We start from the raw sequence: 12,636 nt of genomic DNA, 5'->3' as shown, positions 1-12,636 counted from the left end.
ATAGACTTCCATTGTGATCATGTCTGTCAAGACCGTTGATTGCATTTCTTCTTGTGGAATCTTACGTCGCTCTCTGCGAAAGATCAAGAGAAGCACCACGGGATCGGGCGTCCCGGACTGCTGCACACAGCTCTCCCTAGACGTGCTCTGACTTTCATGTTTTCTTTTGATTTCTCCCATTACATGGTGTTGAATAGCTTCGGGGGCGCAGAAAACATAAGGAAATTCCCGCAACCCGATCAAGAACCGCGTGGTAGTTTCAACTTCCAAGATACCGATACAGAGACCGTGAGCGCTCGAATTTATGCAGGCCGGTCTACGAACAAGAGGAGATCGATATGGCAAATCTTTTGGTAGATGAACGTGACGTTCAGTTCGTACTGTATGAACAGTTGAAAGTCGAGGACCTCTGTCAAATCGCGAAATTCGGAGAATTTTCACCTGAAGTCTTTGACATGGTATTGGATGCAGCCCGGAAACTTGCTGAAAATGAGCTCTGGCCGGCCAATGCGGACGGCGATAAGATAGGCGTGCACCTGAAAGACGGGCAGGTCCGGGTTCCCGAATCATTCCACAGGATACAGCGGCTTTACTGTGAGGGCGGATGGCCGAGTCTGTCGATCGATCAGGAATCGGGCGGTCAAGGAGTCCCTGCTGTAATCGGCTGCGCAGCAACCGAATGCATGATAGCTGCCAACCTGGGGTTCATGGGATATCCCGGTCTGACCATAGGCGCTGCCAGGGTTCTTGAAAAATTCGGCAATCCCGAACAACAAAGCACGTACATGGAGAAGCTGGTTTCCGGGGAATGGTGCGGAACCATGTGCCTTACCGAACCCCAGGCCGGAAGCGATGTCGGTGCGTTACGAACAAAAGCCCGCTTGAATCCGGATGGAACGTATTCCATTACCGGCAGCAAGATTTTCATCACCGGAGGCGATCAGGATCTGACCGAGAACATCATTCATCTCGTGCTTGCCAGAGTGGAAGGTGCGGCTGCAGGCACGAAAGGCATCAGCATCTTCATTGTGCCGAAGAAACGGATCGAGAACGGCCGATTAGTGGATAACGATGTGACCACGGTAGCTGTCGAGAGCAAATTAGGTTTGCACGCTTCCGCGACATGCGCTCTGAATTTTGGGGAACGAGATAATTGTGTCGGATATTTGATCGGCCCGGAAAACTCCGGAATGAGTATCATGTTTCACATGATGAATGAAGCACGGCTGCTGGTGGGCTTACAGGGCCTAGCACTTGCCTCCGCTGCTTACATGCATTCCGTGCGATATGCAAACGAACGGCTGCAGGGACCTCATTTCTCTGCCATCAGAGATCCCGATTCACCGAAAGTCCCAATTTTAGAGCACCCGGATGTTCGCCGCATGCTCATGTGGATGAAGAGCGTCACCGAAGGCATGAGGAGTCTGCTTTACTACGTCGCCAAATGCGTCGACCTCGCGGAATGCAGTACGGATCGAAACGACGCTGCAAAATACCGGGGTATTGTGGACCTGCTCATACCCATCTGCAAAGCATGGAGCACTGATATCGGCTTCAGAGTCACTGAATTAGCTGTGCAGATCCACGGAGGATACGGATACTGCAATGAATACCCTGTCGAGCAATTCCTGCGGGATGTGAAGATAACTTCAATCTACGAAGGAACAAACGGAATCCAGGCACTGGACCTTGTGGGCCGTAAGCTCCGGATGAACCAGGGCGCTCTGTTCCAGACTTTCATAGGAGAAGTGTCTAAACTGGTTGCCAGAGTGAACGAGAATCCCAGACTCAAACCCATTGCAGCCCGTGTGGATGAAGCGAAATCCCATCTCATCGAAGCAACCGTGTATTTCGCTCAAAAAGCCATGTCCGGAGAACATGCCGTACCAGTGCTGTATGCCACTCCTTACCTGGAATTGTTTGGAGATTTGACCATAGGCTTCATGCTTTTGTGGCAGGCAGAGATCGCAGATGAAAAGCTCCAGGCTATGTATGCCAATGCAGGAGCCGGAACTCCCGAGAAGCAAAAAGAGCTGGCCGAGTCCGATCGCGAGGCGGCTTTTTATCTGGGGAAGATAGCTTCAGCGGAATTCTTTTCCCAAAGTGTGCTCTCTCTGGCGCAAGGAAAAGCAAAGGCGATCATGCAGAGCGGGACAGGATTTCTGGAATTGCCCAAGGAAGCGTTTCTCAGGATATGATATTCCGGATGGGTCCAGCAATCTCGTATTTGTGAGCCATTCGACTTTTGGGCAGTGTCAACATCGAGTTGATGGCATCAATTCCCTCGTATCGCTGAAGAGGTGTCTTCACGTTATAGTCCATTTCAGAGCAAAATGTTATTATCTGTTAGCAGTGGCGTTATGACAGCGGTATTTTCAAAGGAATTGATGACATGATACGAGATATAATTTTCGACCTGGGAAATGTATTAGTACCATTGAACTGGGATCATGCATTTGAAAGGTTGATTCCGCACCTTTCTGATGAGTTGATTCATATGAAAGAAACCAGACCTACTGCATTCGAATCGCTCTTTTACGGGCCCGCGGTGGCTCTGGAAACGGGCAAGATCGATTTCGCCAAATTTCACGAAATAGTGACGGCCATTCTGGATACACCTATCGATCAAAAAGAATTTCGGGACATGTGGTGCTCGATTTTTACGTTGGATGACAGAATGGCCGATCTCGCGGAATCCTTGAGTGACGATTACGGAGCATGGCTTGCATCGAACACCAGTAGAGCACACTGGCGCTACATTATTGCAAAGTACCCCAGGCTTTCGTTTTTCAAGGGCGCAGCATTGTCGTTTGAGCTGAATTCCATGAAACCCTCTCCTTTCTATTTTCAAAAGGCATTGGAGCTGTTCGGGATAAATCCCAAGACTTCAGTGTTCATTGATGATATCGAAGAAAACGTCCTGGGAGCGGTCAACCTGGGAATGACAGGCATAGTTTATAAAGACCGCATGCAGTTGCTCGATGAACTGCATGCATTGGGAGTGCACGAACGAGTTTGAGGTGAACAACATTGACTGGAAATAATCAACCCATCAAAGGTTTTCGATTCAGCGCCATTGCTGCCGGGGTGAAGAAAGCCGGCACGGAACGGCTCGATCTGGCGCTCATTGCATCAGATATTCCCGCACAGGCTGCCGCGGTGACCACGAGGAACCTGGTCTGCGCAGCACCCGTAGAAATTGTCCGTGAACGCCTGCAGTCAGGACTCTGTCAGGCTGCGCTCATGAATTCCGGCAACGCGAACGCTTACACAGGCGCTCAGGGCAAGTCGGACGCTTACGAGTTGACAGAGCTCACTGCGAAAAAACTGGGCATTAGTCCTGAATTGATCGTTCCCATGTCCACGGGTGTCATAGGTAACCCGCTTCCTATGGAAAGACTGAGACCGAAAATTCCGCCTCTGGTAGAACGGTTGGACTCGAGTTCGTACATGGATGTGGCGCACGCCATTATGACCACGGATACAAAACCGAAAACCGGCATTCTCGACAGCGAGACTTCCACCACTCCCTTCCGTATCCTGGGCATGGCCAAAGGAGCCGGAATGATTGCTCCGGATATGGCCACGTTGTTGGCCGTAATTCTCACGGATGTAAAAGTCCCGCCTTCGCTGCTAAAGGAATTTCTCGTACAAGCTGCTGCGGAAACGTTCAATCGCGTAACTATAGACGGCGATACGAGCACCAATGACACCTTGCTGGTGTTGAGCGGCGGTCATCAAGGTGCAATCGATCTGGGACAAAACAGTTCCGACGAGGAGAGCTTTTTCTCGGCTCTCAAAACTGCTTGCAGGGATCTCTCCCGCCAGATAGTACGGGACGGGGAAGGTGTGACCAAGGTTGTCGACATTCACGTGCTTGGAACGAAAAATGAAGCTGATGCGCTCAAGGTCGCACGAAAGATTGCCGAATCGCCTCTCGTGAAAACAGCGTTTCACGGAGAGGACCCGAACTGGGGACGCATTGTCTGCAGTGCGGGTCGTGCAGGGGTAGTATTTCGTCCGGACAATCTCGACCTTTCTATCGGCGGCATCCCAATCGTGCGCAATGGATTTCTTGTTTCAGAGGATTGGGAAACCGCCGCGCACGCGGCTATGCAGCAGCCCGAATTCACGGTCGAGCTGGATTTGAAAATGGGCAACAGTTCTACAACCGTACTGACTACCGACTTCTCGGAAGAATACGTTTCCATTAACGCGGATTACCGCTCCTGATCGTTAGTTATTCTTTCTCGAGATCTCTCATGCGACGATCGAATTCTCTCCAGAATCGATTTTCGCAGCTATTCACGCATTGTGCGTATTGGTAATATCCGGGTTGGTATCCACCGCCGCCCCGAAAACCACCGCGAGCCTGGAGTTCTGGGCCCCGCTCTACGCTATTCGAATACAAGTCTCCACCGTAACGAGACCTGCAATCCTGTAGACACAACTCTCGACTGCTGCTTTCATCACCGTATTGCAGCAGTCGAATGCCGAAATCGTTCGATCCGCACAACTGCCCGGGAATGAATTCGGTGAGTTGCGCCGACACAGGATAAATCATGCTCATGAGAAGAATAGCTGTCCCTGCGTATATGTATGTGCGATTCATCATATCTCCTTTACGGAACCGAAAAGACCTGTAGGTCTCACATTCCGTTACATTCATTTTACTTAATTAGAGAGTAACCATGGGGACAGTGTTCGTCAAAATGGTTGCCAGACAGGTATAGCGGTTATCGAAAGTCTTGACGGAATCCAATGCCTGCAATGAGAAGAATCAGTAGCGCCGGCGTCCCTGCCGGCGAGAACTTATTGATTTGTTTGGTGAATTGTTCGCCGGCACGGAGGCCGGCGCTACCAATTGCTGGGAACTGCTCTTCACAATCCGTGATTACTTTCGAGAATCGGTATAGAAGAGGCCATGCCACGAGGACAATGGTAGGAATAAGGAAGAAAAGTGCTCATGATCAAAGTGAATATTACGATCGCTTGAATGTGGTGGCCTCATGCCATTTTGCATTCGATAGAAGATTTTTGGGAGACCTTCTTTGTAGAGAATCTCTTCCCAAGCCACGTCCAAGAAGCTTTTATCATTCGCCGGAACCCGAATTTCCGACCAGGAAATTGGGTTCCGGAGAGTGCCAAAAGTTCTTGAAGTGGGGTTCGGGGAGGAACTTCTTACAAGAAGTTCCTCCCCGATTCGAGCTCGCATCAGGGGTGCGCGACCTTGAGAAGCGTGGTCTCCACGATTTTCGCGACAGCATCGATGTCCTGGAAATCTATTGCGGCAACGGGAAGCAGAAACCGAACCCTTGAGCCGGTCCGCCCGGCATAGAATGAGATGACTCCCGCATCGAAGAGTGCATGGACGAATTCTTTCACCTTTTCCGGGTTTCCATCATAAGGAGTGAACGCCACCATTGCTCCGGTGCCGAATGGCCCCTGGAGGATTCCCGGATACTCTGTTTGAATCCGCTGCAAGTGGCCGACAAAGCGATCATGGAATTGCGCAATCTTCCCGTCCGGACCGAAGTAACCGCCGTCCTGCAATTCTCTGAGAATTACGCGACTCGCGAACAGTGCCGAGGTTGAACCTATGAAGGTCTGACTGAGCAGTCCCGGCCTGGGATTGAAGTCCGACCGGAACAACGTCGCACAAATCTGAGTGGCTTTCCCGACGGTAACCACATCGGCGAATTCGTCCAGCCTGAATGCCTGAAAGGCGAAAAGCTCGTTTGTTCGACCGAAGGTTTGGATCTCATCCAGAAGTATGGCTACTTCGTTTTCCCGGAGGATGTTCATGAGAGACCGAAAGAATATCTCAGATCCGGGATAGAATCCGCCCTCTCCCAGGACGGTCTCGAAAATCATGGCAGCGTACCTGCCCGGGTATCGTTCCAGATATCCAAGAAGATGCGCGCAGGCTGTCCGCGTGCTTTCTTCTTCCCTGGTATGGTCCAGAAAAGGAACGTAATCCACGTGCAGCGTGGAAGGTAATCCTTCCCTGAAAGCCGGTTTATCGGTGATTTGCGAAAGCGAAAGGGTTCTGCCGGCAAAGCACCCTTCAAAGGCGAGAATGCGATCTCTGGGACACTTTTTCTGAAGGATGAGCTTGAGAGCGTTTTCGTTTGCCATTGCCCCGCTGGTGGTGAGAAAGCAATGCTGAAGGGAAGCTCCTTTTTTGTTGGCGGCAGTGAGCAACATGTCTGCCACTTCTGCACTTTCCCGGTTTTGCTGTAGGTTACCCTGCATGATCGTATCGGAAAGGGCTGCATCGATTGCAGCTTCAACCAATTCCGGACGGCTGTGGCCAAAATGATGAACGCCGATTCCGGAGATAAAATCGTATTTGACGCTGCCGTCAGCAAGTTCCACGAACGCACGGTGCCCTATACCGCTTCCCAGGAAGGGGAAGAACAAAGGAGCTCCTCGTGCTACTCCGAATTGCGATAAAGTCTCTTCGTAGGTTTCGCGCAATTCTTCTTTTGGCGGTCGTATACCGGTGATTCTTGCCTGATACTCGGCAAGAGTCGAAAGCATGCTCTGTTTCGCCTCGCGAATCCTACTGTCCGATATGAATTCCTGAGCTATGGTTTTCATGACTATTTGGGCCTCAGTACCCGTTGCTCAATTCCTCACAACAATTATTCAGTCTCCCCATGTACAAGTGGCGGAAGCCCGGATTGGGATCTGCGCGAAGCTGTTTCTCGCCCCAGAGCCGCGTTTACCTTCAGATTGAGGACGTGATGCTCCAGAGATGGAATACGATTGGATTCGGGTTTTGCACTTTTCAGACACTGAAGCAGAGTTTCCTGGAACGCCAGATCAGAAGATTCCGGAATATGATCCATGATGCGCAACGCTTCTTCAGGCTGTCCGAGCTGCAACAGGCAGCGCACCTGTTTCAGCATCGAAGAAGGAAGCTCTTCTTCGAGCTGTTTGTAGTATTCCAGAGCCCAATCGTATTTCCCGACGGTTATCAGCGTATCCGCCAATGCATTGAGGGCAGTGGGTTTTCCTTTCACCAGGGCTGCAAGATTCGCAACCTGCTGACGTTTCCCGAGTTTCGCGAGTTTGTGCAAGTATGCGAGAAAGTGACTCGGCGCTCTGAGCAACGCTTCCGTATCCGAATCTCTCAATGCCAAATAATACAGGATTTCGTTTTGATCCCTCAGAAGATCCAAGTCTTGGAATTTGTAGTGATTCTCTATGCGGAGGCGCCGGAACTCAGCCAAATTCGAAACGTGTCTCGATTTGAAAATCTTGTGTATCTTCGCTTGAACGTCCACTTTCTTGCCGCGCAATTCTTCCTGTCCGTAATCATCCGGAAAGACGAATGAGAATTCCCTATCATCACCCTGTCGAGCACCGAGAAAACCCAATTCAAATTCCGGCAGCAGCAGACCTCGTCCCAGGAGCACATCCCAGAACTTGCCCGAAATTCCCGTAAAAGGTACTCCGTCAATCCAGCTTCTGGAATCGAATATGACCCGGTCTTCAGGGCCCGCAGGCTCATCCGTCTCCTGAAAGAAACTCAAGGCCGAGACCAATTGGTCTACCTCTTGAGAACCATCGGTCTGCAGTCTGGAATACCCGTCGAGGAAATCCTGCAGCAAATCGAATTCCTCGATGACAGATGCAGTGAGAGCACCGTACGCATGGAGCGTCGGTTCATCCTTCAGGTCATCCTTATTAGATAGCAGGAAATCCAGTATTTCGAATGTCCGCTGCTTGTAATAGACATCCATTTCCATCTGTTCGTTGGCCAGGACCCAAAGATTTCGTACTTTTCGCATTTCAGATGCATTCATGTAATCTGTTGTGAATCGATCCCCCACAGATAGGTACGCGGGTCTATGGCCGTTTAGCGGAAATATCCCGAATTTGGCAGGATTCTTCTGATAAACGGACCCGAAGTAAAGTTGCATTTGTTGCGAACCGGAATTGGACTGAATGGGGATTCCCAAAGAACGTACGAATTCCATGGTCTGTCTTGCGTCGTCCACCGTTTCTCCCGGCAAACCAAAGATAGAGAACAGTTCTGCTTCCATTCCTAGGCTCTGAGCGGCCGCAACATTTTCTCTGAGTTGTTCCAGCAAAATGCCTTTTTTCGTTTTCTCCAATACGCCGGGACTACCGGATTCGAGACCGAATGCAATGGTATCGGCTCCGGCAGCAGCAAGCTTTTTCATAAGTCCTGCATCTATGAGGTCCGCTCTTGTCTGGCACCAGAAGGGAGTAGTAATGCCTGATTCCATTTTGCGTCGGAGCAATTCTTCTGTTCTATTCCGATCCTCCGTGAAATTGGGATCAGCGAACCAGAATCGCTCGATTCCGCGACTGGCAAGGACACGCATTTCCTCCAAAACGCGATCGATAGAATGGTACCGTACTTTTCCTTTGCAGATACCCGGAGTAATGCAGAACCAACATACATGCGTGCAACCTCTCGAAGATAAGAGAATAGCGGTCGTCTTACCTTCCAGATTCAGAATATTAGTCAAGTACGGAGACGGATACTCATCGAGATTCTCAGGAATTTCAAGATCGCTGACCGTATCGATTATTTTTCCGGAACATCGGCAGGTTATTCCTGAAACGGACTCCATAGGACGACCTGCAGTAAGTGCTCCCGCCATTTCCAGAAGGACGGTTTCCCCTTCCATACGGGAGAGCACATCCACGTCCTCCAATTCCCGGAGCGCCTCCGAGGGCATGAGCACTGCCTGAGGACCGCCTAGAACGATCTGGATTCTCCTGTGTCTGGATTTGATGTATCGACAGAAGAACCGGATTCTCTCTATGGTTGATTGATAGGAAGTAAACCCTATTACCGACGGGTCCAGGCGTCGTATCCATTTTTCCAGGACGTTCAGGCTTAGAGGCCTGTCTCTAAGATCGTCCAATATGATGCCGTCGTAACCTCGGCTCTTGAGGGCTGCGAGAATATAGCCGAGCGAAATAGGTATACTCTCCGAAGATTCGTATCCAACGTCATGGTTCACGTTTATAAAGAGAAAAGACACGTACCACCATCCTGGAAAAATTGAGTCGGGAAATGACAATAGCACCAATGAGATAGACTCACAATAACAGATGCGGAATGGTGTAGATTGTCCGATTGGGGGATTATACAAAAAAAATATGCGGCTCCCGACCGTTTGTCGAGCCGCATTTTGGAAACCTCATGTCATTATCGCGTTTTCTCGGTGGAGAAAACGAACCGCTGCTTTTACCATTCACCTTAAGCAGCGGCCTCAGAAAGATACGCCTACAGTGCCTCCCAGAGTCCATGAGGATCTTGTGAGCACAACTTCCCAGTCTTGGCTGCCCGCAGCAGGTTGTGCATCGATTTCCGCCTGAGCTTTCCCCTGGGTAGCGTTCCATCGACCGAACACTCCAACAAAACCCGGTCCCGCACTGAAAGCATATTGACTGAACAGTTCAAAGAAATAGCCTCTCGACCAATTGCCTCGCCCTTCTAAATGAGTAGCTCCATTGAACGTCTCATTGTACTTGACATTTCCCAGGAGCAAGGGAAATCCTACGGCTCTTATAACCAGATTGTTTCCCGGCCCGGTATATGCATATTGTCCGCCCACCAGAGGAATCCATCCCTGGGAAATAACGTCCGCAGTGTCATCCGGGGAGCTGGCCACACCGGCAGGTTCTGATGCATCTTTGAATTTTGTGGTGTAGTAATCGAAACGCCCGCCTGCCAGAAGGGAAAAAGTAGTTTGTGGGCTGTAGGCCAGAAATCCGTCAACAAACCACCATTGCCTCTGATTTTTCCAGGCCCTACGTGCTCCCCCTTCGTTGTAGGTTTCGGATCCGGTATTATCTGAAGGAAAAAGATACCATCCCGACCCCAGGACCGATACGCGTTCATTGAGCCCAAACGATCCGGAGACACCCAGCCATAATCCTCGTTCGGGATAGAGATGTTCGGCGTTTCTTGCACCGAGAAGGGTTCCACCGGTCCCGTCAAGGTAAACGGAAGTCTCCCGCCGATCCTCCATCCAACCAACGTAAAAGTTCCCAGCAAGTGAAGGCTCTTTTACGTCACCGCACGAAGGAGGCGGGCAGCCCCGGTTTGCTGAAAACGGCTGCATACCGAATAGCGGCGGCCCGAATGTTTGACCGAAAACGATTGAGGCAGACAGCATGCAAAACACTATGGGTAAAACCCACACGAAAAACCGTGACCGACCGAATAAAGAATCCATAGTTCCCCTCCAGAGCAATCACAAGGCGGAGGCCACCCCAAAGAGTGTTTCCGGATAAACGTGATAGCTTTCAATGCACTATGCAGATTATATCAGAACTAACTTAAATCGTCAATGATTATTAACAGAAAAATCATGGAGGATTGAGTGGTTACCGTGTGACTTGAAACTAAAAATTGACACAAAAGGAGAAATGCGCCTTTTGGTCGTTGCCCGGGAGAGCCTAAGGCGAGTATGCGGCGAAAAAAGGCCTCCAATAGTCTTGGAGGTCATAGCCATTGTTTGAAACGCGGCAGATTGCCTCATCCGCAATCAAAGTAAGGGGAAGCTTCAGCAAGTCCGGATTAAAAACTCAAACCTACACTCCCACCCACTGTCCACGTTATCCTCCGAAAACTGATGTCAAAGTCGCTGCTGCCTGCAAGTGGTAATGCCTGGATATCGACATGAGTTTTCCCTTCGGTACCATTCCAGCGGCCAAATACGCCAATTGTGCCTGGACCCAGTCTCTTTGAATATTCGCCGAATATCTCCAGGAAGTAGCCACCCCTCCAATTCCCGCTGCCCTCCAGTGCGTTTGCTCCTCCAACCGCTTCTCTGTACTTGAAGTTACCCAGAAGCACAGGGAACCCTACAGCTCGCACCGTAAGATTTGTAGTGGTATCGGCATAGACATATTGTGTGCCGACAAGCGGTATCCAGCCGTCGGAGTTCACGTCGGCAGTGTCATTGGGATTTGATACCACCGCAATGGCATTTGACGGATTCTTGAATTTGTTTGAGTAACGGTCGAACCGTAAACCGGCAAGGAGAGATAACTGTTTACCGAATGCGAAAAGACCGTCCACGTACCACCATTGAAGGTCCGTGTCCCAATTGCGTCTGGAAGAGCCCCAATCATAAATCTCAACTTCATTCTGTCTGGAAGGAACCAGATACCAGCCTGAGGCCAGGAGAGAAACTTGTTCTGACAGGCAGCCCGACCCGATGAGGCCTAACCAAAGACCGCGTTCAGGGTACTTGTGCTTGGCGGAAAAAGCTGCGAAGATCGTAGTCTCCGTCGTATCCCCACTAATCTCGGTGCCTTCTCGATTCTCCATCCATCCTATGTACCCGACCAATCCACCTGCAGGGCATGCTCTCTCACCGCACCCTCCGATCCCTCCGGGAAATCCAAAGGAGGGAAGCCCGGGGAGACCCGCACCAAACAAGCCTTGAGCATGTGCAGAAGCGGAAAAAGCACAAACGAACAGGATGGCCATCAAACAGACAAACTGCTTTGAACGAGTCCTAAAATCCATACTATTCTCCTCATTCAACTACATACTACAATGAGCTGGCAGCCGAGCAGAAATACTACGTTCTACGAAACAACATTACGTTTGTTCTGACTATAGTTATTATGCTTGTACGCGAAAAGCGTCAGCAAGTCAATGAAATAAGGCACTATATTGATTATTTTTTGTTCACGATGAGGGTAAAGCGATAAAGTAGTGCTGGTTACCGATTTATAGGGCCATTGTGAATTGCTGCGCTTGGATCGAAAAAATTTCGCAAGGCTTTGTTCCCAACATGACCAAATGGACTGCCGCTCTTAAGTCCAACTCTCTGAGATTTGATGTCCAAACGAGGGATATATCTCTACATTGATTTTGGTCGTCCGCTGACTTATTATCCGGAAGTCTGATATTGGTACAATTTAGCCTCCTGGAGGTTTTTATGATCGATGTAAAGACAGCGGTCGACAATGCCGTGAATTACGCAGCGACACTTTACGGCAAAGGCTGGGCTTCTCTGGTGCCGGGCCTTTTGGTGGAAGAAGTGGAATTATCGGATGACGAGCAGTTTTGGTACGTCACTCTTGGGTGGGATGCAGATCGGTTGGGAACAAGCAGGATTTATAAATCGTTCAAAGTAAGAGCCGACAGTGGTGATGTTGTTGCCATGAAAATTCGGACTCTGCAATGACTCCTCGTTACGTTGATGATCTCATCTCAAAGTATGCTAATAAACGGGTTCTCATCGACACAAATTTGCTTCTCCTTTATTTTATAGGTGAATTCGACATAGCGCAAATTGGTCGTTTCAAGAGAGTCAAGCAATTCACGACCAAAGACTTTGATCTGATCAAGAAGTTACTAACTTTCTTCAAGCAAAGAATCACTACCCCGAATATTATGACCGAAGTGAGCAATCTGGCCGGTCAACTTCCAGGAGCCTCGAACTCAGACTTTCGGAAGCAATTAGGTGAACAGATTGCAATTCTCACTGAGGAATATTCACCAGCGTAACAGCCTGTGCTCATCCTTATTTCAACAAGTGCGGGTTGACTGACGCGGTGATTTTGCTGATGGCGAAAAGCGAGTGTCTCGTAGTGACGGAAGATTTCAAGCTCGCGGGGTTGATT

The 12,636-nt window shown here is 49.8% G+C and carries 10 protein-coding genes; 5 read left to right on the top strand and 5 right to left on the bottom strand.

Features of this window, described 5'->3' with window-relative positions:
• Positions 1-338 precede the first annotated feature (338 nt).
• From DESTI_RS01375 to argJ, 3 genes are all read left to right on the top strand, one after another.
• Positions 339-2,198 carry an acyl-CoA dehydrogenase gene (locus DESTI_RS01375; RefSeq protein ID WP_014808175.1) on the top strand — a complete coding sequence of 620 codons (1,860 nt, stop codon included), beginning with the start codon at positions 339-341 and terminating at the stop codon, positions 2,196-2,198.
• Positions 2,199-2,392: 194 nt separating this feature from the next.
• Positions 2,393-3,019, top strand: a complete 627-nt coding sequence (locus tag DESTI_RS01370) for an HAD family hydrolase (protein ID WP_014808174.1) — start codon at positions 2,393-2,395, stop codon at positions 3,017-3,019.
• A gap of 11 nt (positions 3,020-3,030) precedes the next feature.
• Positions 3,031-4,233, top strand: a complete 1,203-nt coding sequence (gene argJ / locus DESTI_RS01365; protein WP_014808173.1) for a bifunctional glutamate N-acetyltransferase/amino-acid acetyltransferase ArgJ — start codon at positions 3,031-3,033, stop codon at positions 4,231-4,233.
• A gap of 7 nt (positions 4,234-4,240) precedes the next feature.
• Here the strand turns inward: argJ and DESTI_RS01360 are convergent, their stop codons facing one another.
• The 5 genes from DESTI_RS01360 to DESTI_RS01335 all read right to left on the bottom strand — a co-directional run bounded on the left by DESTI_RS01360 (position 4,241) and on the right by DESTI_RS01335 (position 11,530).
• On the bottom strand, positions 4,241-4,615 hold the full coding sequence (locus DESTI_RS01360) for a hypothetical protein (RefSeq protein ID WP_169316362.1): 375 nt from the start codon (positions 4,613-4,615) through the stop codon (positions 4,241-4,243).
• 599 nt (positions 4,616-5,214) lie between these two features.
• A complete protein-coding gene (locus tag DESTI_RS01350) occupies positions 5,215-6,603 on the bottom strand; it encodes an aminotransferase class III-fold pyridoxal phosphate-dependent enzyme (protein WP_014808170.1) in 1,389 nt (462 codons plus the stop codon).
• Positions 6,604-6,647: 44 nt separating this feature from the next.
• Entirely contained in the window at positions 6,648-9,029 is a 2,382-nt protein-coding gene (locus tag DESTI_RS01345) for a B12-binding domain-containing radical SAM protein (protein WP_014808169.1), read from the bottom strand.
• 231 nt (positions 9,030-9,260) lie between these two features.
• Entirely contained in the window at positions 9,261-10,229 is a 969-nt protein-coding gene (locus tag DESTI_RS01340) for a hypothetical protein (protein WP_014808168.1), read from the bottom strand.
• A 344-nt stretch (positions 10,230-10,573) separates the two neighbouring features.
• The gene (locus DESTI_RS01335) at positions 10,574-11,530 is read right to left on the bottom strand and encodes a TonB-dependent receptor (RefSeq protein ID WP_014808167.1); all 957 of its coding nucleotides are present in this window, start codon (positions 11,528-11,530) and stop codon (positions 10,574-10,576) included.
• 418 nt (positions 11,531-11,948) lie between these two features.
• On the opposite strand from DESTI_RS01335, the gene DESTI_RS01330 reads away from it, so the two are divergent.
• Positions 11,949-12,197, top strand: coding sequence for a hypothetical protein (locus DESTI_RS01330; protein WP_014808166.1), 249 nt, complete (start codon positions 11,949-11,951; stop codon positions 12,195-12,197).
• The gene (locus DESTI_RS28245) at positions 12,194-12,520 is read left to right on the top strand and encodes a PIN domain-containing protein (protein ID WP_052315979.1); all 327 of its coding nucleotides are present in this window, start codon (positions 12,194-12,196) and stop codon (positions 12,518-12,520) included. Before DESTI_RS01330 ends, DESTI_RS28245 begins: the two co-directional genes overlap by 4 nt.
• Positions 12,521-12,636 lie beyond the last annotated feature (116 nt).

Source organism: Desulfomonile tiedjei DSM 6799 (assembly GCF_000266945.1).
In the GTDB taxonomy this organism is placed as follows: Bacteria; Desulfobacterota; Desulfomonilia; order Desulfomonilales; family Desulfomonilaceae; genus Desulfomonile; species Desulfomonile tiedjei.
The sequence above is the reverse complement of the archived record's forward strand: the minus strand, read 5'-3'. Positions and strand labels throughout refer to the sequence as shown.